Here is a 19710-nt window from a genome sequence, read left to right as displayed (position 1 = left end):
GCCGGGATCGGACTAGGCTTCGTGGACAAAGGGTATCTGACCTGCCCCCACTGAGTGGCCCAGTAGATTGTTAGTGTAAGACTGCCTCCGGCGCCATGACTGATCGTAGTTGGAGGGAAGCAGAACCGGAGGGCAGCCATGGCGCGGTGGCCGTTTCCGGGGTCGGAGGAAGATAGCCGAGCGAGCTGTGCGGCCTGACGGTGTTGTAGTGGCGCGCTATGCTTCGATCAGGATCTCTGCCTCAGCTAAGGTGTAGGAGATCTCCCCATTCAAAAGTTCGTCATCATGAGCGCTCGTTGCGGTCGCCCGCAAGCTCGCGATCGTGATGCATGCGATGTAGCGCGACGGCAGCTTCTATGTCGGCCATCTCGGTGCATCCGAACACGAGGTCGACGCCGCCAACGCCGCCAAGCTACGGCGGCTGAGCTACGCGCGCTAATGATGACGAACACACGAACTGCAGCCGGCGGACGGCTCGAATGCACACGGAGGTCCGCGCGAGCGGCAGAAGGAATGATACAGACCCGGAACACGGGAAGCACGATATCTTGCCTGCGGCTGCGCAAGCTGACCGCGCCAGATTGCCTGTGACGACGTCTCGTAAATCCTATAGCGACATGTGCCGCGAGCGCCACAGCACCGCCTCGCTGCAGGGCGATACCGCCCGCGATGAGCACGGAAGACTCCGGCTTATCAGACCTCACCCGTTACTTCGCAGACTGGCGCATCCGGGCGTCGAATAGTGTCCCGATACCTGCTATGGAGGAGAAATGGCGACGGCGAATACTTCCGGAAAATCGAAGCCAAATAAGATGGCAAGATAAAGCGAGAATCTTCGCTGCCGGGGCGTTGCCCCTAAGTATCTGTCTGCACATTGTTTTTGGGCGCTTTGCGACCGGGTTGGCGAAGTGACCGGGTGGCGCTCCTGCCGATTTTCCATTTCTTATCAATGCAAAAATGGGTGGCGCTCGCATCGGGTGGCTTCTGACACTCCGCCTTTTGCCGCCGATGGCAAGCCGTTGCACGCCAGGCTGCTACGCCCCGATTTACGGTCTTGCGCGGCTGATTCCGACCCCCAATCGTCGTCTCATGAGTGGTGATGACGACAGCTCTCGTATCCGTCCCGGCAAGGTTCGCGACCGTGGCGCAGGCGTGGCCCGATTGGCCCGCACGCGCCCCTTGCGCCATCGGCCAAAGAGCTTCACGGCGCAGGTCAGCCTCGCGATCCGCCGCGCCGGTGGTAGCCCCAGCCAGCTGTCCGGTTCGCGGAAGGCAAGCGGGCGGTGCAATGCGCGCGGTCGGGGCGCGAAGATCGCTGCCGGATTGAAGGGCCGCAGCGGGTGGAGCCGGGACGCGAGCGGTGTTCGCACCCGCGCGCGCCGGGTCGCGGTAAAGGCGCGGATCGTGAAGCTCAATCCGCAGCGCGGGGGCACGCGCGGGCGGCAGTTCGTGAGCGGCAAGGCAGTGGATGCGCATCTGCGCTACCTGGAGCGTGACGGCGTCACCCGCGACGGCGAGAAGGGTCAGGTCTATTCCGCCGATAATGATGTGGCGGACGGTTCAGCCTTTCTCGACCGAGGGCGCGAGGATCGCCACCAGTTCCGGTTCATTGTATCGGCAGAGGATGGCGTCGAGCTATCCGATCTGCGCCAGACCACGCGTGACCTGATGGCGCAAATGGAAGCCGACCTTGGCACCCGGCTCGACTGGATTGCGGTCGATCACCACAACACCGGACATCCGCACACCCATATTCTGGTGCGCGGCATAACTGATGATGGCAAGCGGCTCGACATTGCGGGAGACTATATCGCCCATGGCATCCGCGAACGCGCGAGCGAGATCGTCACGCTGGAGCTGGGCCGCCAGACCGAGCAGGAGGTCAGTCGCCAGCTGGAACGCGAGGTGGGTGCCGACCGGTTCACCCGGCTCGACCGGATGCTCATCGCCGAGCAGCAAGCTGGCAGCGAGTTTGCCGACCTTCGCCCCGACAAGGACATGGCCCTGACCATGCGCCAGAACCGGGCACTGATGATCGATCGTGCCCGAAAGCTGGAGCGGATGGGCCTGGCGACCGAGCACACACCGGGTGTGTGGACCATCTCACCCCGCGCTGAACAAACGCTGCGCGAGATGGGCACGCGCGGCGACATCATCAAAACGATGCATCAGGCGCTGGACCGCGAAGGGCTGGCCGAGCAGCGGGCCTATGCAGGATATTCCATCCACCAAGCCGCACCCACCGAACGCATCGTCGGCCGCGTCGTCGCCAAGGCACTGGGGAGCGACGAGCTGGGTGAACGCATGGGGCTTACTATCGACGGGATGGACGGGCGTGTTCATTACCTTGAGGTTCCAGCATCAAAGGCGGAGGACATCAGTCGCGGCAGTATCGTGGCGGTCAATCCGCCGCCGAGCATCGCGCGGACGGCAGATGAGAACGTCCTCCAGCAGACCGACGCCAGTGGCATCTATCGTCCATCGGCCCATCTGGAATCGATGCGCGAGACCATGCCCCGGATCGACCACGAGAGGCATGTCCAATTGCACGTCCGCAGGCTCGAAGCCTTGCGCCGCGCCGGGATCGTCGAGCGCATCGATGCCGATCGCTGGAGCGTTCCCGCCGATCTGCCCGAACGCGGCCTTGCCTATGACCGGCAGCGGTTCGGGGAAGGCCCGCGTATCGAAGAACTGTCGCACCTGCCCCTCGACCGTCAGGTGCGTCATGAAGGCGCGACCTGGCTTGACCGGACCATGCTCGACGGCGGACGCGAGGCCGCGCCGCACACCGGATTCGGCGGCGATGTGCGAAATGCTTGGGAAGCGCGCAAACAGGCGCTTGCCGACATGGGCTATGTTCGGGATCTTGGCGGCGGGAAGTACCGTGCCCCCAGCGACTTGATCGCGCAACTGGAGCAGGCCGAGGTCAGCCGCGTGGGCAAGAAGTTTGCCGCCGAGCGCGGGCTCAGCTGGCAGCCGACCGAAACAGGCGACCGGGTCTCGGGTAAGCTGGTTGGGCAGGCCCAGCTTGCCAGTGGGCGGTTCGCCATGATTGACAATGGCCTCGGGTTCCAGCTCGTGCCATGGAACGACGCACTCGGAAAACGTCTTGGCCAGCAGATCAACGGCATCGCTATGTCCGGCGGGGGCGTCGACTGGACGCTGGGGCGGAGCCGCAGCCGGGGACTGGAATTGTGACGCTGGTGGGAAGGCCGCACCCAAGATGCGCTCGGAAGAGACCATGCACCGGCGTGTCTTCTCATGAAAAAGCCTGGATGTCTGCTACGGTAAAGAACGGCTTTTTTTGCATCACCGTCGTGTGCCCCTAGTCCGTGGCGCTGATGCTTACAAAAGCTGGCCTTGAACCGCCATGATTATCGCAGACCAAGTCTGCAGCACCTTCGGCAGGGAATCTGCTTAGTGAACAGAGGAAACTCAAGATGCCGCATGACCTGATCGAGAGCAGGACCATTTTTGTCGGTCAGTTTGTCAACATTCGCATGGACATAGTGGATATCGGTACATCCCACGTGGACCGGGAAGTAGTCGAAGAGTGCGAAGGTGTACTTGTGGTTCCCGTCACCGAGAGTGGGACGGTCATCCTCGTTGAACAGAGCCGCCACCTGTTTGGGACCACCTATGAAGTGCCAGCCGGGGCGATCAATTCAGGTGAGACACCCATCGAAGCGGCTGTCAGGGAACTGCGCGAAGAGGCGGGCCTGAAAGCCAGGCACCTTGAATTGCTCAGCTCGCACGTCAACGGCGTTCACATGAGCGGCCGAAACTACTGTTTTCTGGCTACAGGACTTGAGGGAGGCACAGCGGCCGCATGTGATGCGGATGAGGAGTTCCATGGTTGCGCTGAATTCAGCTTCGAGGACATCGCTAAGTTGATCGACGAGGGCAAGATTCCGGACCTGCGTAACCGCGCTTGCCTTTGGCGAGCGCAGCTTCATTTCCTTGGCGCCGTCTGACCTCTTTGGAAACCCAGTGGGCCCACACTTGGCGGCACGAGCTACAGAATGCGTAAGTATGCTGACAAACCAATCTGCCGCCCTCACCGGATGAACCCGTTGCAGCTGAGTGGCAGGTTTCGGGATGAAACCCGAACACCGCCGATGGCCGCTCTTGGGTGGGATACGGACGTTGACCAGAGTGCCCTGAAGACTATTATCCGCGCCTAATGGCTAAGCTATCCGCCATTTTGGCTTTTGTCCTCATCGTTAGCGGATGCACTGACTTCGATGAACCAGCCACATTCGATCCTACTCCGGTCTTAGGGTGCTACGTCGCTCACAATGCGCCTTCCCTGAGCATTCAGTTGAATGGTGTTCGGATTGAGCAAAGCTCGGAAATCCTACCATTTCAATACGAACAGCACAAAGTGGGCATGGTTCTCGCGATACCAATGGTCGCTTCAGTCGGCCAAAGCGGATTTGAACTTGGGTCGGGAGACGAGCATTTCTACAGAGTGCTTTGGACCAAAGGTGGACCGGTTATACGGGTGGCATTTGCCCCTGACGGGATCATACGAGATTACAAGCGGAGCGCGAAAGAGGTTTGCTGATCAGATGTCCGCAATGGGGTCGATTTCAGAATTTCTGGTTTTGGCTCAAAATCCGCAAAAGCGGACGCTGGCGTCCTGCTCAATCACCGAACCTTATCCGGCCTCGCCTTCGCCTCTGACTTCAGCTTCTCGATCCGCTCCGAACATACCTCGTGCACAACGCGGCCAAGCTCCTCTACCTGCGCGCCTAGCCATTCCAGGTCTTCCTTCGTCACGCGGTAGTGCTTCGAGTAACGCGCCTTGACGTAGGCGTCCTTGAGCTTCTCGAACCGCGCGCGATCCTTCTTCAGTTCGCGCGGCCAGACGTAGGTAAGGCGCGGATCGATCCGCTCAGCCTGGGTGCGCAGGAAAGCGAGATTATGATTGTGCGGCGTGTAGAATGTGCAGACGAGTAAAGCGCCGTGATAGAGCCGCTCAGTCGCTTGGTGGAGCTCGAACGCTGCCTTCTTGAAGCGTGCTCGATCAAGGTTTGATCTGAAGTCGTCAAAGAACTCACCAGCGCTCGGATACCACTCCTGAAAGTACTCCTGCGCCATTGCGAGCGCCTGCGTCGGCGTCTTCGGCTTGGGTGTGTGGAGCTCGGTGTCGTCGGACTGGTAGACCGCGATCCCTTCGGCTTTCACATCCATGAAGAAGTAGCGCCCGTGGGCAAGCCCGTCGTTCACCTCCTGCAGGGTGTGGACGATGAAGTTGACTGGCGTGCGCAGCGTGCCGGTCACCCCATACTCGCGCATCAGCCGCTCATCGAGCTTCGCCCAGTACTTCACCCGTTCGGTCAGCCGCTTGTCGCTGACGATGATGAGCAGATCGAAGTCCGACTGGTAGCCCTTCGCGGTGTGCGGCTCGTCGACCCAGGTGCCGCGCGCATAGCTGCCGTAGAGGATCACCTTGAGGATGCGCCCCGCCTTCTTCCACTCGTGCTTGGCAAGCGCGAAGGCGTCGTCGAACTCCTCGAAGATCAGCTGCACCACGCGCTCCAGCTCGCGCTGCTTTTGCGGAGGCAGATGATCGAGGTCGGTGCGCATGGTCTGGGCAGTCTAGCAAGCTGTTGAGCAACTTGCACCTCTCCGGCGACCATCATCCGCATCGATGGCACCAGACAGGATGCATCCACGTCCCAAGTGGGACCCTGCGCGGTTTCGAATGCCGTCAATACCAATAACTGGGGATGGAGCGGAAACACGACATGCTGGGCGAGCAGACATCCCGCTAGCTGCCAGCATCGGCGGACGCGCGCCGCCCCTCAAGACCAAGCCCTGCGGGCGGCGCTGTCAGCGCCGGTCTTGACCGCCGCCGCCCATCCGCCGGGATCGAGTCGTGCGCCGGGACGGAAGAACGCATCCGCGCCGAACTAAAGAACGGGGCTGGGAAAGCACCGCGAGCGCTACGCTTCTATCGCCATTGTCCGCCTTTGCCCGACCATCGCCCCTATCTGCGCGCGGCGGTACGAAGCGAAGTCCGGCGTAGGCATGCGTGGTTCCGCTTCCGCTCGGCATCTCTGATCCTGGTGGGATGCCACGCAAGCCGCGTCATCACGAACCCACCGCGTCCGAGCAGCTTGAACAACTGCTCGGCGAGCCATGGCCGTTCCGGGGCCGTCCACCCAAACACGACGTCGAGCGCTGGCGCGTGAAGGACGATTGGCCAGCAAAGATCCCAGTTACCGATGCCGAAGTAGCCGTGTTCGAGGCATGGTTTGGCGATGTGTTCCATGAGCTTTTTGGCCGGGCCTAACCGTTCAGGTTCACTCATCGCACTTGAAGAGCGGTTGCTCTTTATCCCTCAACGAGGTATAATCAGTGGTTTATAACCCGCTGCAAGACGTGACCAAAAAGCGTCCGACTTTTTGGCGAGCTATAGCTGAAACGGAGCGCACAATGGCAGGAGAGGCCACCACCAACGCCGAAGGCGTATCGAGATCGAGCCTCATTCGCGTGCACATTCCGCAGGAGATTGATGTGAAAGCTATCCGGGCCAAGCTTGGCATGACCCAGCACGAGTTTGCCGCAAGGTTCGGCTTGTCGATCAAGACGCTCCAGCACTGGGAGCAAAAGCATCGCGCGCCCGAGGGCCCTACGCGCGCCTATCTTCTCGTCATCGACCGTGACCCTGACGCGGTGCAGCGCGCCTTGGGGAGCGCAGCATGACCGACGCCGCCTCCAGCTCCGTCCCGCTGCGCGCTGCCCTCTATCTGCGCGTCTCGACCGCGCGGCAAGCCGAGCATGACGTATCGATCCCGGATCAACGCAAGCAGGGCGAAGCCTGGTGCGCTGCGCGCGGCTACCAGCTGGTTGAGACGTTCGTGGATGCAGGCGCTTCGGCGACCAATGACCGCCGCCCCGAGTTCCAGAAGCTGATCGAGGCAGGGACGGCAAAACCCGCCCCGTTCGAGGTGGTGGTCGTCCATTCGTTCAGCCGGTTCTTCCGCGATCATTTCGAGCTGGAGTTCTACGTCCGCAAGCTCGCGAAAAACGGCATTCGCCTCGTATCGATCACCCAGGAGATGGGCGACGACCCGATGCACGTCATGATGCGCCAGATCATGGCGCTGTTCGACGAGTATCAGTCCAAGGAGAACGCTAAGCACGTGCTTCGCGCCTTGAAGGAAAACGCGCGGCAGGGATTCTGGAATGGCTCACTGCCACCGATCGGCTACCGCGTGGTCGCCGCCGAACAGCGCGGAGCCAAGATCAAGAAGAAGCTGGAGATCGATCCGGTCCACGCCGAGACCGTGCGACTGGCGTTTCGGCTTTCGCTTGAGGGTGACGGCACGTCCGGGCCGATGGGCGTCAAGGCGATCACCAAATACCTCAATGAGCGCCGCATCTTCACCCGTGACGGCGGGCGCTGGGGTATTGGCACGGTCCACCGTATGCTGACCCGTCCGACCTATATCGGACGCCACGAGTTCAACAAGCGGAGCAAGTCAAAGGCGCTGAAACCCGCTGACGAAGTCATCGCCGTCGCGGTCCCGCCGATCATCGATCAGGCGACCTTTGATGCTGTGCAGGCGCGCATGAAGGCACGCAATCCCAAGGTGACACCGCCGCAAGTGGTCGGTGGTCCTACCTTGCTGACCGGCCTGATCCACTGCGCAAAATGCGGCGGGGCCATGACCATCCGCACCGGCAAGGGTGGGCGCTATCGCTACTACACCTGCTCGACCAAGGCACGGCAGGGGCCCACCGCATGCAGTGGCATGACCGTGCCGATGGAGAAACTTGACACACTGGTTGCAAAGCATCTGGAGGAGCGTTTGCTTGACCCGGCAAGGCTGGAGCAGGTGCTGGCGGCAGTTCTCGACAGGCGGAAGGAGCGCACCGAGCGCCGCCGCGAGCACATCGCCGAGTTGAACAAGCGCGCTACCGAGGCCGATCTGCGGCTCAAGCGGCTTTACGATGCTATCGAGAGCGGTGTCGCTGACCTGGACGACCCCGATCTCAAGGACCGGATCGCCAGTCTCAAGGCCATCCGCGACCAGTCCCGCGTCGATGCCGACCGGGCGTCGGCTATGCTGGAAAGCGCAGGGCAAAAAGCCATCACCGCGCCGATGCTTGCGCGGTTCGCACAGACTGCTCGTCAGCGAATACGTCTACCCGGTGGCGGTTACCGCCGTGACCACCTCCGTGCTTTGGCGCAGCGAGTCGAGGTCAGCGATGGCGAGGTTCGGATCATGGGATCGAAATCCGACCTGCTGCGGACGCTTGCCGCGGGCGGTCCCGGAACGCCGCCGGGCTCGGTGCCCAGCTTTGTTCCAAGGTGGCGGAGAGGGAGGGATTCGAACCCTCGATACGGTTGCCCGTATACCGCATTTCGAGTGCGGCGCATTCGACCACTCTGCCACCTCTCCGCATATATCGGGTGCGCTTGCGGGCGTATGGCCCCGGTCGAAGCGAGCGCGCCGATTAGCCGAGCCCCCCTACCTTGCCAAGCCCCTTTTCACGGGATTTCGGGGGATCACACGCGTGCGCCCATTGTAAGCGCGCCGAAATGTCCCATATCCATCGCTCTCATGGATCGTGCACAATATTTCTCCGCCCAGGCCGGTCGCACAATCGATGTGCCGCGCCGCGTCAAAAGCCGCTTCGCAATTGGCGACGTGGTCAAACACAAGGTATTCGATTTTCGCGGGGTAATCTTCGACATCGACCCTGTATTCGCGAATAGCGACGAATGGTACGAAGCGATCCCCGAAGACATTCGGCCCGATCGCAATCAGCCTTTCTACCACCTGCTCGCCGAAAGCGACGACAGCGACTATGTCGCTTATGTCAGCCAGCAGAATCTGATGACGGATTCGACTTCGGGGCCGGTTTCCCATCCCGATGTGCACCAGTATTTCGAGCAGTTCGAGAACGGCCGCTACCGCATGCGCCGAAGCATGACGCACTGAACCGCCGGCGCGGTCAGTTCTTGATCTTCCAGCCGGATTTCAAGAGACGATAGGTCAGGAACGCCAGCATTGCGTTGAGTGCCAGCAGGCCGATACCGGCCAGGGCCACGGCGGCGCCATCGCCGATATCGCTCTGGCCCAGGAAACCATAGCGGAAGCCGGAAATCACGTAGAAGAACGGATTGGCACGGCTCACCGTCTGGAAGGCCGAGGCCAACCGATCGATGATGTAGAACGTGCCCGACAACATCGCCAGCGGCGCGATCACGAAATTGGTCACCGCCGCATTGTGATCGAACTTTTCCGCCCAGATAGAGGCGATGAGGCCCAGCAGGGACAGCATCAGCGCGCCCATCAGGCCGAACCACAGCACCGCCCATGGATGCGCCATGGCAAGGCTCACACCCGGATACAGCATCATGGCCCCTGCAACGACGAAGCCGACTGCGATGGCGCGTGTCATTGCCGCACCGACAATCCCCGCCATCAGCTCCCCTTCGGACAGCGGTGGCATCAGCAGGTCGATGATCGTCCCCTGAATCTTGCCGGACAGCAGCGAGAAGCTGGAATTCGCGAAGCCGTTCTGCATCATCGCCATCGCAATCAGTCCGGGTGCGACAAAAGTCGGGAAATTCACGCCCAGCACTTCCCGCCCGCCGCGGCCCAGCGCAACCGAGAATATGACGAGAAAAAGCAAAGTGGTGACCGCAGGCGCCCAGATTGTCTGCGTCTGGACCTTGAGAAACCGGCGTATCTCCTTAATATAGAGACTCCACAGGCCAATTCCGTTGATCCCACGAATCACCGGACGCCCTTGCGGCGGAAAACGGCCCTCCCTTCCGGCATTTTCCTCTACCAACGAGGCGTCCGGGTGTTCGCCTCCGGGCGGTACGGGCTGGGCTTGATCCACCATGAGGGCGCGACTACGGCCAAGCGTCACGGCTTGCAAGCTGCGGCGTCGAGACACGAGATACAGGACTGCAAATGAGCTGGACCGACGAACGGATCGCAACGCTGAAGAAAATGTGGGAAGGCGGGTCGACTGCCAGCCAGATTGCCGACGAACTGGGCGGCGTCAGCCGCAACGCTGTGATCGGCAAGGCGCATCGCCTCGGCCTCAAATCGCGCCCGTCGCCCGTCAAGGCGAATGAGAAGAAGAAGCCTCCCGCGAAGGCGAAGCCCGTTGCACCAAAGCCCGTCGCCAAAAACTCGGCGAAGCCTGTAGCCAAGCCGGCCCCAACATCGCCCGCCAAGCCTGTCGCTTCCCCGCAGCTCGCAGCGGATGCAACCATTCCTTCGCAGCCCCTGCCCAACAAGACTCCCGATTTGCCCAAGATCGTCTCCGTCGGCCCGGGAGGGTTTCTGCGCCAGGGCCCCGGCGACCAGCAGGCACCCATCCCGCCGGCGCCGCCGCGCCGTCTCGTACCGGCAAAGCCAAGCCCTGAAATTGCCGACAAAACCAGCCTGCTCGATCTGTCGGACAAGGTCTGCCGCTGGCCAATGGGACATCCGGGCGAACCGGATTTCCATTTCTGCGGCGAAGCCGTGAACCCTGGCTTCCCCTATTGTGTCGAGCATTGCGGCAGGGCTTATCAGGCGCAGCTTCCCCGTGGCGCCCGCCGTCCTCCCCCCCCGCTGCCATTCGGCGGTCCACGCGTTCGCTGACACCGGCACCGATAAAAGGCTTCCCGGGGGCCGACGAATTGTCGCACGACGGGGAGTAGCGCCCAAGTTGCTGGTCAGCCCCTCCCGTGCCGCTATGCTGCGGGCGAAAGAGGAGATTCGCCATGGCTGTTACACTTCATGAAGCCTTTGTTCCCAGCTGTCAGCAGATACTCACCGCGATGCAGGGTCTGGTCGACAAGGCTCAACAGCACGTGGAGGAACATGGCCTCGCCGATGCCGAGTTGATCGAGGCGCGGCTATGCGACACCATGTGGGACCTGCCATGGCACGTGCGCAGCGTTTGGGTACACTCGGCCTATGCGATCTCGCTGCTCCCGACAGGTGAGTTCTCGCCGGATTTTACCGAGCAGCCGCGTAGCTGGGACGCGATGCGCGCGCAGCTCGAGACGGCGCAGGATGCGCTTGCCGCGGTCACTGTCGATCAGTTGGAAGAGGTCGCCGAGCTTACAGTGGGTTTCGTCATTGGCGGCAAGCGACTGATGGAATTCAAGGCACAGGACTTCCTGCTCAGCTTCAGCCAGCCGAACTTCTATTTCCACGCGACAACCTTTTACGACATTCTGAGAATGAAGGGAGTGGAGATCGGCAAGCGCGATTATCTGGGCGTGCCGCGGATCAAGACAGCTTAGCGTTTGCGAGCGAACCAGATCATGTGGCGCGGCCCCTTGTTATTGGGCCGTGCGCGTATTTCCCGCACCTCGACATCGAAGCCGCTTTCCTTGAGGCGAACAGTGAATTTGTGGTCAGGCGCCGCGGACCAGACCGCCAGGACGCCGCCCGACTTAAGCGCATCGCGCGCCTTGCCCAACCCGGTCTTGGAATAGATGCGATAATTCGCGTCGCGCACGATGCCGTCGGGGCCGTTGTCGACGTCGAGCAAAATGGCGTCGTACTTGTCGGTGGTCCCGTCATTGGCATCATCGATTAACGCCGCGACGTCGCAAATGACGATCTGGCCACGCGGATCGTCCAGCGTTTCTTCGGTGAGGTGCGCCAATGGTCCCTTAGCCCATTCGAGGATTTCGGGTACGATCTCCGCGACAGTCACCGATCCACCCTCGGGCAATTTGTCGAGCGCAGCGCGGTAGGTGAAGCCCATGCCATATCCACCGATCAGCAAACGGGGCCTCTTGGCGTCGAGTTCTGCCAGCGTCAGTACCGCCAGCTGTTCTTCGCTGAACTGCATGCGCGTACCCATCAGCTCATCGCGGCCAAGCATGATGATGAAGTCGCGCCCATGGCTGACGAGCGTCAGAGTGTCGCCGTCGGGCACTTGGGCGGTGGCAAGCGTTTCACGCGGTAACAAGGGCATCTCCAGATTGACGGAGTGCCCCTAACCGAAGCCCCGGTGGGCTGAAACAGCAGATTTCAATTATCGCTTCAGCTGCCGACGTAGGGGTCCACCACCCACTTGCCGCCTTTCTTCTGGCACCATTGCAGCGGCGCAGAAGTCAGTTGGTCGCCGGTTTCGGGAATCAACGTATAGCTGACCTGACGGCATCTGCGGTCGAAATAATCGGTGGCACGGCTGACCAAAACGTAACCTCGCTCCCCCCGGTGTTTCCATATTCGCGTTTCCCCGTTTTTGAGAGCTCGCAACGTCGTGCGGCGCACAGCGTCTCTATCGGGGCCAGCATAGGGGATCGCCGCGGGGGTAGCCTTCAGGGGCGGGCCGACGGTAAAGGTCAGTTCCGGTGTCGACGTCGCTTCGGCAGGCTTTCGGGATCTTGAGGCCGTACCCGCCTTCGGAGCGTCCGCTTCGGCGTCTTCCGATTCCTGGGCCGTTTCGACCGGTTTGGGACGAAAGAAATCGGCCACCGTGCCCATGCCGTAACCAGTGCCGCCTTCGTCGTCTCCCGCCGCAATGCCCGCGTCCTCCCCGCTTCTCGACGGTGGTCCGAACATCTGCCAACTATAAAGCCCGGCGGCCACCATCAGTGCGAAAATCGTGACGACAACCAGCCAAAGATTGTGACGATCGAGGCGAACCGTCTCAGCGATCTCCTGCTCGCTATAGCCGCGTTCGCGGAGCGTTTCGATCCGTTCCGAATGACGACTGCTTTTCGCGACTTTGGCCAAAGCGGTCACGCTCCATTCTCCTCTGCATGACCATCCACGCAGATGGCATCAACTCGCACGCAAATGTTCAGGTGTTCTAAATAGCACGTTGGTGGAACCGTGTCATTTATCCTGCCTAAAAACCGATTAATCGCATTCTACGGGATTTTACCAAAGAAAAGGGCCGCGAGGAACTCCCCCGCGGCCCTTTCCGGGTCAGGTTCCGGACAGATCAGTCCTTCAGGAAATCCGGCACATGGGCTTCACCGCCGCCATTGCCGCCGTCACGATCGCCGCGATCGCGACGCGGGCTGCGATCGCCGCCCCGGCCACCACGGCCGCCGCGACGGTCACCGCCGCCGCCACGCGGGCCGCGATCACCGCGCGGTTCGCGCGGCGGGCGAGTGTCTTCCAGCTCTTCGCCGGTTTCCTGGTCGACCACGCGCATCGACAGGCGGACCTTGCCGCGATTGTCGATCTCGAGGACCTTGACCTTTACTTCCTGGCCTTCGCTGACGACATCGGTCGGCTTCTCGACCCGCTCGTTCTTCATTTCGCTGACATGGACGAGACCGTCCTTGCCGCCCATGAAGTTCACGAAAGCGCCGAAGTCGACGATGTTGACGACCTTGCCGTTGTAGATCTTGCCGACTTCCGCCTCTTCGACGATGCCTTCGATCCAGGCCTTGGCGGCCGCGATCTCATCGGCGTTCGAGGACGAGATCTTGATCACGCCTTCATCGTCGATATCGACCTTGGCACCGGTTTCGGCGACGATCTCGCGGATTACCTTGCCGCCCGTACCGATCACGTCGCGGATCTTCGACTTGTCAATCTGGATCGTTTCGATGCGCGGAGCGTGTTTGGAAACCTCGGTACGCGAACCGGTCAGCGCCTTGTTCATTTCACCCAGGATATGCGCACGGCCGGCCTTCGCCTGTTCGAGCGCCTTCTGCATGATTTCCTGCGTGATGCCGGCAACCTTGATGTCCATCTGCATAGTGGTGATGCCGGTTTCGGTGCCTGCGACCTTGAAGTCCATGTCGCCGAGATGGTCCTCGTCGCCGAGGATGTCGGACAGAACCGCGAAGTCGTTGCCTTCGAGGATCAGGCCCATGGCGATGCCGCTTACCGGGCGCTCGATCGGAACGCCGGCGTCCATCATCGACAGGCAGCCGCCGCAGATCGTCGCCATCGAGCTCGAGCCGTTGGACTCGGTGATGTCGGACAGGACGCGGATCGTGTACGGGAAGTCGTCATGCTCGGGCAGCACATTGTGCAGCGCGCGCCATGCCAGCTTGCCGTGGCCCGTATCGCGGCGCGACGGGGCGCCGAAACGGCCCACTTCGCCGACCGAATAGGGCGGGAAGTTGTAGTGCAGCATGAAGCGTTCGTAGGACAGGCCTTCGAGACCGTCGATCATCTGCTCGCTGTCCTTTGTGCCGAGCGTGGTCGAGCACAGGGCCTGCGTTTCGCCGCGAGTGAAGAGCGAGGAACCATGCGCACGCGGCAGCACGCCTACCATCGCCTCGATCGGGCGGACCTGATCGAGCTTGCGGCCGTCGATGCGGGTACCGTCCTTGAGGATGGCGCCGCGGACGATTTCCGCTTCCAGCTTCTTGATCAGCTTGATCGCCGTCATCCGCTGCTGGCCGTCGAACTCGTCCGAGGCGTAGTGCGCCTTGACCTTGTCGCGGGCGGCATTGAGCGCGTCCGAGCGGGCCGATTTGTCGGTCTGCTTGTAGGCGGCTTCGATGTCCTTGCCGATCATCGCCTTGATGGCCGACTTCATGTCGTCATTGCCATCCTGCGAGGCGACGTCCCACGGATCCTTGGCGGCCTGTTCGGCCAGATCGACGATCGCATTGACGACCGGACGGATATTGTCATGAGCGAAGGCGACCGCGCCGAGCATTTCGGCTTCGGTCAGTTCCTTGGCTTCCGATTCCACCATCATCACGGCGTCGCCGGTAGCGGCCACGACGAGGTCGAGACGGCCATCGTCGGCCAGCGTAGCGGTCTGCTTGGGGTTGAGGATGTATTCGCCATTGGCGAAGCCGACGCGGCAGGCGCCGATCGGGCCCATGAAAGGCACGCCCGAAATGGTCAGCGCAGCCGAAGCGGCGATCATCGCCAACACATCGGGCTCGCACTCGCCGTCATAGCTGAAGACCTGTGCGATAACGTTGATTTCGTTATAGAAACCTTCGGGGAACAGCGGACGGACCGGACGGTCGATCAAGCGGCTGGTCAGCGTTTCCTTTTCGGTCGCACCGCGCTCGCGCTTGAAGAAGCCTCCCGGGATACGGCCGGCCGATGAGAATTTTTCTTGGTAGTGGACGGTCAGCGGGAAGAAGTCCTGACCTTCCTTGACGCTCTTGGCGGCAGTGACCGCGCACAGAACGACGGTTTCGCCGTAAGTGGCGAGGACCGCGCCGTCAGCCTGACGGGCAATGCGGCCGGTTTCCAGAGTGAGGGTCTTTCCGCCCCACTCCAGCGATACGGTTTTCGTGTCGAACATGTATATTCCTTGATGACCCGCACGGCCTTATTGCGGTGCGGGGCCTACTGTGCCGGGTATTCCGTCCCGGTCCGGTGCGAGGCTGTCTTCGCCTCCTTGTCCGCTCCAGCGCCGGATTGCGCAGAAGCCGGATAAACAAAGGGGCGGCCTGAGCCACCCCTTCGAGAAACTCTTATTTGCGAAGACCCAGCTTCTGGATCAGCGCGTTATACCGCTCCACATCCTTCTTCTTGAGATAGGCGAGCAGGTTGCGGCGCTTGTTCACCATCATGAGCAGGCCGCGACGCGAGTGGTTGTCCTTGTGATTGGACTTGAAGTGCTCGGTCAGGTTGCGGATGCGCTCGGTCAGGATGGCGACCTGTACTTCCGGCGAACCGGTGTCACCATTGGCGACGGCGTTGTCCTTGATGATTTCAGCTTTACGCTCGGCGGTAACCGACATGTATTCTACTCCGCGACATCCGGTAGATTGAAACCCCGCACGACCTTTGCCGTGCCACCGCTGAGTTCCATCAGAGCCACCGGCACATCGTGCAGTGTCGCAAGGTGGAGCCCGTCGGTATTGGGCAGCTCCGATAGTACCCGGCCCTGGCGGACCGCCTGCGCGCTATCGGGATCGAGTTGCAAGGCCGGGATGTCGTCCAGCCCCGCCTCGAGCGGCAGGAGGAGGTTTTCGATGGGCGCGCCCTTAGCGATTTCCTCCAGCTTGTCCAGCGAAATCGCCTGCTCCTCGCGGAACGGACCCGCCTTGATGCGCCTGAGATAGGTGACGTGCCCCAACGTTCCAAGCGCACGCGCGATATCACGCGCCAGCGAGCGGATATAAGTGCCCTTCGACACATGCGCGACGAGGGTAACACTGTCGGCCAGTTCCAGCGGAGCTTGCGGATCGTAAGGGTCGGAACGACCGGCGGTGGTCGCAAAGGCCGAGCGCAGTTCTTCGTCTTCGCGCTGACCGTGAAAACGCAACGAATGGATAGTGACGGCCCGCGTCCTCATCTCCACTTCCTCGCCAGCCCTCGCCCGGTCGTAAGCGCGTTTCCCATCGACCTTTACCGCCGAATAAGCGGGCGGTAACTGCTCGATCTCGCCCGTAAAATGTCCAAGCACCGCGGCGATGGCCGCCATCGGTGGGCGACGATCGGTTCGCTCGACAACCTTACCTTCGGTATCCAGCGTGTCGGTCTCTTCGCCGAACTGGATGGAAAAGAGATAGATCTTGTCGGAATCGAGCATGCGCCCCGCAAGCTTGGTAGTCTCGCCCAGCGCGATCGGCAGAACGCCTTCGGCCAGCGGGTCGAGCGTGCCGCCATGCCCGACCTTGGTCTTCGCGTAGCCACCCTGCCGTAGCACGCGCTTGACCGCGCTCACCGCCTGGGTCGAGCCCAGACCACGCGGTTTGTCCAGAACAAGCCAGCCATGCGGTGCCGGTTTGGCATCGCTCATCCGGCGATCCCGCGGGCTACCCAGTCCGCCAGATCGAAATAGCGTTCCTGCAGCCAAAGCACCGGCGGCAGGACGGTGTTTTCGATGAGACCACTATTCGGAAAGGCCCAGGTTGCCGCGATCAGTACGATGAAAAACAGCATGCCCAGCGATTGCAGTTTTTGCCAGTTCCCCGCCCATTTGCGCGGCAGCAGTCCACCGACGATGTGCGATCCGTCGAAAGGAGGAATCGGCAGGAGATTGAACAGCGCGAGGAACACATTGATCAGGATAAACACCCCGCCCGCGGTCAACAGCCATTCCGGCGGTGTATTTCCCGAAGCGATGAACATCCCCGAAATACCACCGAAGATCAGCGCACCGACGAAGGCCAGAACCAGGTTGGTGCCGGGCCCGGCGGCTGCGACCGCAACCATGCCGAAGCGCGGATCGCGCAATCGATCGCCCCGCACTGGGACGGGCTTGGCCCAGCCGAAGATCGGTCCGCCGAACAGGGCCAGCGCGCCGGGAACCAACAATGTGCCGATCGGATCGACATGACGAATGGGGTTGAGCGAGAGGCGGCGCTTTTCCTTCGCCGTTGGATCGCCCAGTGCAAGAGCGGCCCAGCCATGGGCGACCTCGTGAAATACGATGGCGATGATCAGGCACGGGATCAGGATCACCGCGAGGAGGAGCGTTTCTGTCATGGCGGGCTAAATAGGGCGTGCAGGGCTAACCCGCTAGCGCCTGGCGAAAATGCTTGCGGCACAAGGCGACGTAGCGGTCGTTCCCGCCGATTTCGGTCTGCGCGCCTTCGCTTACCGCCTTGCCATCGGCATCGACACGCAAATTCATTGTCGCCTTGCGTCCGCAATCGCACACCGCCTTCATTTCCACCAACGCATCGGCGATGCCGAGCAACGCAGCGGAACCGGGAAACAGTTGTCCCTGGAAATCGGTCCGCAGGCCGTAACAGAGAACGGGGATACCGGCGTCGTCGGCCAGCCGCGCCAATTGCCACACCTGCTCCCCGCTCAGGAACTGCGCCTCATCCACCAATACGCAGGCGATGGCATCCTCCGCATGATCCGCCAGGACGCGCGCTTCGATATCCGTTTCCGCCTCGTAGCGATGCGCATCGCTGGAAAGGCCGATACGGCTGGAGATCGCACCGAAGCCCGGCCGATCGTCCAGCGCGGCAGTCCACAGCGACACGCGCATTCCCCGCTCGTCATAGTTGAAGGCCGCCTGCAAGAGCGTGCTGCTCTTACCGGCATTCATGCTGGCATAGTAGAAATAGAGCTTGGCCATGCCACAGCCCTAGCCTGGCGCTGCAGGACTGTTAAGCAGGCTGTCAGACAGGATCGGGGAAGATACCCGGACCACCTTTCGGAGAGAAATACGAATGTCGATGGCAGAGGCGAACACGGCGACGAATACGCAGACCGGCATATTGGGGTGGGTCGAGCGGACCGGCAACAAACTGCCCGATCCCGTGTTCATCTTCTTTTACCTTATCCTGGCTCTCGTCGTCGTGTCGATCCTGGCGGCGATGACAGGCGTGTCGGCACTGCACCCGACGGTTATCGACGAGACGACCGGCAGCGCACAGCAGATCGAGGCAGTCAGCCTCCTTTCGCCGGAGAATATCCAGCGCCTGTGGGTCGAGATGCCGGCGACCTTCACCCACTTCCACCCGTTAGGATATGTGCTCGTCGTCATGCTGGGGGCAGGCGTTGCCGAGCGCTCCGGCTTTTTCGCCGCGGGTATGTCCAAAGCGGTCAAGAGCGCGCCAAAGGCACTGCTGACCCCTGTCGTCGCGCTGGTCGCGATGCTCGGCAACCACGCGGCAGACGCGGGTTATGTCGTACTGATTCCGCTCGCGGGCATATTGTTCGCTGCTGCCGGACGTCATCCGCTCGCCGGGATTGCCGCCGCTTTTGCAGGTGTCTCCGGCGGCTTTTCGGCCAATATCTCGCCGGGTCAGCTCGACGCATTGCTGTTCGGCATCACCGAGGAGGCGGTTGGCGCGAGTGCGCTCGCACCTGCATGGACGGCGAACATCGCCGGCAACTGGTATTTCATAAGTGCGATGACCTTCCTGTTTCTTCCGATCATCTGGTACGTAACGGACAAAGTCGTCGAACCGCGCCTCGGCCCCTGGAAAGGGGGCGCGACCGCCGGCAAGGACAGCGACGATCCCAGCCCCGACCCGGCGGGTGAAACCGGCCCGCTTGCCTCCAAGGGCCTGCGCCATGCGGGCATTGCTGCGCTGTTCGTGGTTGCGCTGTGGGTGCTCATGGTCTTCGCTCCGGGCACCCCGCTGGTGGACGAGACGGCCTGCGAGGCCGTGCCGGCGGCCGACTGCTCGATCCATACCCAGCTCGCCCCGCTTTACCGCTCGCTGGTAGCGGCTTTCTTCCTGCTCTTCCTCCTAACCGGCTGGGCCTATGGCCGCGCGACCGGCAGCATAAAAAACCATCGCGATCTGGTGGAGATGATGGCCGAGAGCATGAAAGATCTGGGCTATTACCTGGTGCTGGCCTTTGCCGCAGCGCATTTCGTAGCGATGTTCGGCTGGTCGAACCTCGGTCTGATCAGTGCGGTGCACGGTGCTGCGGCCATCGAATCCACCGGGCTACCTCTGCCGCTGGTGCTGGGCCTGATGGTCCTGTTCACCGCCCTGCTGAACCTCTTCGTTGGGTCGGCCAGTGCGAAATGGGCGCTGCTCGCGCCGATCCTCGTGCCGATGCTGATGCTCCTCGGCATCAGTCCTGAAGGGGCGACGGCCGCCTATCGCGTGGGTGACAGCGCAACCAATATCATCACCCCGCTGATGGTCTATTTCCCTTTGATTCTGGTCTTCGCCCAGCGCTGGCAGAAGGATTTCGGGCTGGGCAGCCTGACGGCCATGATGCTGCCCTATTCGATCTGGCTGCTCGTCTCAGGCACTTTGCTTATAGTAGCGTGGTTCTATCTCGGGATACCGCTCGGTCCGGACGCGCCGGTCGGCTACACCCTGCCGGCAGCGGCGCTGGCGCCTGCAAGCTAGCGCCC

The 19710-nt window shown here is 61.7% G+C and carries 17 protein-coding genes, 1 tRNA gene and 2 pseudogenes; 9 read left to right on the top strand and 11 right to left on the bottom strand.

Annotated features, from left to right (window positions below):
• Window positions 1–70: 70 nt before the first annotated feature.
• Window positions 71–282 (bottom strand): annotated as a pseudogene (locus K3174_RS14780) (integrase core domain-containing protein); the annotation flags it as partial.
• Window positions 283–1089: 807 nt separating this feature from the next.
• Here K3174_RS14780 and K3174_RS14775 point away from each other — a divergent pair.
• Window positions 1090–3198, top strand: coding sequence for a DUF3363 domain-containing protein (locus K3174_RS14775; protein ID WP_221560082.1), 2109 nt, complete (start codon window positions 1090–1092; stop codon window positions 3196–3198).
• Window positions 3199–3440: 242 nt separating this feature from the next.
• Window positions 3441–3974: an NUDIX domain-containing protein gene (locus K3174_RS14770; protein ID WP_221560079.1), complete on the top strand. Its 534-nt coding sequence runs from the start codon at window positions 3441–3443 to the stop codon at window positions 3972–3974.
• Between the two features lie 676 nt (window positions 3975–4650).
• On the opposite strand, the gene K3174_RS14765 is transcribed toward K3174_RS14770, so the two are convergent.
• Window positions 4651–5592 carry a HEPN domain-containing protein gene (locus tag K3174_RS14765; protein WP_221560077.1) on the bottom strand — a complete coding sequence of 314 codons (942 nt, stop codon included), beginning with the start codon at window positions 5590–5592 and terminating at the stop codon, window positions 4651–4653.
• A 487-nt stretch (window positions 5593–6079) separates the two neighbouring features.
• Between K3174_RS14765 and K3174_RS14760 the strand changes: the two genes are divergently transcribed.
• The 3 genes and pseudogenes from K3174_RS14760 to K3174_RS16900 all read left to right on the top strand — a co-directional run.
• Window positions 6080–6301 (top strand): hypothetical protein, encoded by a 222-nt coding sequence (locus tag K3174_RS14760; protein WP_221560074.1) that lies wholly within the window; start codon window positions 6080–6082, stop codon window positions 6299–6301.
• A 143-nt stretch (window positions 6302–6444) separates the two neighbouring features.
• Entirely contained in the window at window positions 6445–6714 is a 270-nt protein-coding gene (locus K3174_RS14755) for a helix-turn-helix domain-containing protein (RefSeq protein ID WP_221560071.1), read from the top strand.
• Window positions 6711–7754: pseudogene (locus tag K3174_RS16900) on the top strand (recombinase family protein); the annotation flags it as partial. The gene K3174_RS14755 and the pseudogene K3174_RS16900, both read left to right, overlap by 4 nt.
• Window positions 7755–8327: 573 nt before the next feature.
• Here K3174_RS16900 and K3174_RS14745 read toward each other — a convergent pair.
• Window positions 8328–8417, bottom strand: a tRNA-Ser gene (locus K3174_RS14745).
• A 162-nt stretch (window positions 8418–8579) separates the two neighbouring features.
• On the opposite strand from K3174_RS14745, the gene hspQ reads away from it, so the two are divergent.
• Window positions 8580–8960: a heat shock protein HspQ gene (hspQ, locus tag K3174_RS14740; protein WP_221560068.1), complete on the top strand. Its 381-nt coding sequence runs from the start codon at window positions 8580–8582 to the stop codon at window positions 8958–8960.
• A 13-nt stretch (window positions 8961–8973) separates the two neighbouring features.
• Here the strand turns inward: hspQ and K3174_RS14735 are convergent, their stop codons facing one another.
• Complete coding sequence (locus K3174_RS14735) at window positions 8974–9873, bottom strand: ABC transporter permease (RefSeq protein ID WP_221560065.1); 900 nt, start codon at window positions 9871–9873, stop codon at window positions 8974–8976.
• Between the two features lie 71 nt (window positions 9874–9944).
• Here K3174_RS14735 and K3174_RS14730 point away from each other — a divergent pair, with 71 nt between their 5' ends.
• Together K3174_RS14730 and K3174_RS14725 are read left to right on the top strand one after the other, a co-directional pair.
• Complete coding sequence (locus K3174_RS14730; protein WP_221560062.1) at window positions 9945–10625, top strand: GcrA family cell cycle regulator; 681 nt, start codon at window positions 9945–9947, stop codon at window positions 10623–10625.
• A 122-nt stretch (window positions 10626–10747) separates the two neighbouring features.
• Window positions 10748–11275 carry a DUF1993 domain-containing protein gene (locus K3174_RS14725; RefSeq protein WP_221560058.1) on the top strand — a complete coding sequence of 176 codons (528 nt, stop codon included), beginning with the start codon at window positions 10748–10750 and terminating at the stop codon, window positions 11273–11275.
• Here K3174_RS14725 and K3174_RS14720 read toward each other — a convergent pair.
• From K3174_RS14720 to K3174_RS14690, 7 genes are all read right to left on the bottom strand, one after another.
• Window positions 11272–11952: a spermidine synthase family protein gene (locus tag K3174_RS14720; protein WP_221560054.1), complete on the bottom strand. Its 681-nt coding sequence runs from the start codon at window positions 11950–11952 to the stop codon at window positions 11272–11274. The genes K3174_RS14725 and K3174_RS14720 overlap by 4 nt on opposite strands.
• Before the next feature lie 74 nt (window positions 11953–12026).
• The gene (locus K3174_RS14715) at window positions 12027–12734 is read right to left on the bottom strand and encodes a hypothetical protein (RefSeq protein WP_221560051.1); all 708 of its coding nucleotides are present in this window, start codon (window positions 12732–12734) and stop codon (window positions 12027–12029) included.
• Window positions 12735–12936: 202 nt separating this feature from the next.
• Window positions 12937–15225, bottom strand: coding sequence for a polyribonucleotide nucleotidyltransferase (gene pnp / locus K3174_RS14710; RefSeq protein WP_221560048.1), 2289 nt, complete (start codon window positions 15223–15225; stop codon window positions 12937–12939).
• 172 nt (window positions 15226–15397) lie between these two features.
• On the bottom strand, window positions 15398–15667 hold the full coding sequence (gene rpsO / locus K3174_RS14705) for a 30S ribosomal protein S15 (protein WP_221560045.1): 270 nt from the start codon (window positions 15665–15667) through the stop codon (window positions 15398–15400).
• Window positions 15668–15672: 5 nt separating this feature from the next.
• Window positions 15673–16671, bottom strand: a complete 999-nt coding sequence (gene truB, locus K3174_RS14700; RefSeq protein WP_221560042.1) for a tRNA pseudouridine(55) synthase TruB — start codon at window positions 16669–16671, stop codon at window positions 15673–15675.
• A complete protein-coding gene (locus K3174_RS14695; protein WP_221560039.1) occupies window positions 16668–17360 on the bottom strand; it encodes a site-2 protease family protein in 693 nt (230 codons plus the stop codon). The genes truB and K3174_RS14695 overlap by 4 nt, the downstream gene beginning before the upstream one ends.
• A gap of 25 nt (window positions 17361–17385) precedes the next feature.
• Window positions 17386–17964, bottom strand: a complete 579-nt coding sequence (locus K3174_RS14690; RefSeq protein ID WP_221560036.1) for a thymidine kinase — start codon at window positions 17962–17964, stop codon at window positions 17386–17388.
• A gap of 100 nt (window positions 17965–18064) precedes the next feature.
• On the opposite strand from K3174_RS14690, the gene K3174_RS14685 reads away from it, so the two are divergent.
• On the top strand, window positions 18065–19705 hold the full coding sequence (locus K3174_RS14685; protein ID WP_221560035.1) for an AbgT family transporter: 1641 nt from the start codon (window positions 18065–18067) through the stop codon (window positions 19703–19705).
• The last annotated feature ends 5 nt before the right edge of the window (window positions 19706–19710 follow it).

The sequence above is a fragment of the Qipengyuania qiaonensis genome (assembly GCF_019711515.1).
GTDB classification, from domain to species: Bacteria; Pseudomonadota; Alphaproteobacteria; order Sphingomonadales; family Sphingomonadaceae; genus Qipengyuania; species Qipengyuania qiaonensis.
Note: the sequence above shows the minus strand (reverse complement) of the source record. Positions and strands in the feature narration are given on the sequence as shown.

Coding starts and splice junctions, on each gene's coding strand:
- K3174_RS14775 (WP_221560082.1), top strand. CDS start 1,090: ATGAGTGGTGATGACGACAGCTCTCGTATCCGTCCCGGCAAGGTTCGC.
- K3174_RS14770 (WP_221560079.1), top strand. CDS start 3,441: ATGCCGCATGACCTGATCGAGAGCAGGACCATTTTTGTCGGTCAGTTT.
- K3174_RS14765 (WP_221560077.1), bottom strand. CDS start 5,592: ATGCGCACCGACCTCGATCATCTGCCTCCGCAAAAGCAGCGCGAGCTG.
- K3174_RS14760 (WP_221560074.1), top strand. CDS start 6,080: ATGCCACGCAAGCCGCGTCATCACGAACCCACCGCGTCCGAGCAGCTT.
- K3174_RS14755 (WP_221560071.1), top strand. CDS start 6,445: ATGGCAGGAGAGGCCACCACCAACGCCGAAGGCGTATCGAGATCGAGC.
- hspQ (WP_221560068.1), top strand. CDS start 8,580: ATGGATCGTGCACAATATTTCTCCGCCCAGGCCGGTCGCACAATCGAT.
- K3174_RS14735 (WP_221560065.1), bottom strand. CDS start 9,873: ATGGTGGATCAAGCCCAGCCCGTACCGCCCGGAGGCGAACACCCGGAC.
- K3174_RS14730 (WP_221560062.1), top strand. CDS start 9,945: ATGAGCTGGACCGACGAACGGATCGCAACGCTGAAGAAAATGTGGGAA.
- K3174_RS14725 (WP_221560058.1), top strand. CDS start 10,748: ATGGCTGTTACACTTCATGAAGCCTTTGTTCCCAGCTGTCAGCAGATA.
- pnp (WP_221560048.1), bottom strand. CDS start 15,225: ATGTTCGACACGAAAACCGTATCGCTGGAGTGGGGCGGAAAGACCCTC.
- rpsO (WP_221560045.1), bottom strand. CDS start 15,667: ATGTCGGTTACCGCCGAGCGTAAAGCTGAAATCATCAAGGACAACGCC.
- truB (WP_221560042.1), bottom strand. CDS start 16,671: ATGAGCGATGCCAAACCGGCACCGCATGGCTGGCTTGTTCTGGACAAA.
- K3174_RS14695 (WP_221560039.1), bottom strand. CDS start 17,360: ATGACAGAAACGCTCCTCCTCGCGGTGATCCTGATCCCGTGCCTGATC.
- K3174_RS14690 (WP_221560036.1), bottom strand. CDS start 17,964: ATGGCCAAGCTCTATTTCTACTATGCCAGCATGAATGCCGGTAAGAGC.
- K3174_RS14685 (WP_221560035.1), top strand. CDS start 18,065: ATGGCAGAGGCGAACACGGCGACGAATACGCAGACCGGCATATTGGGG.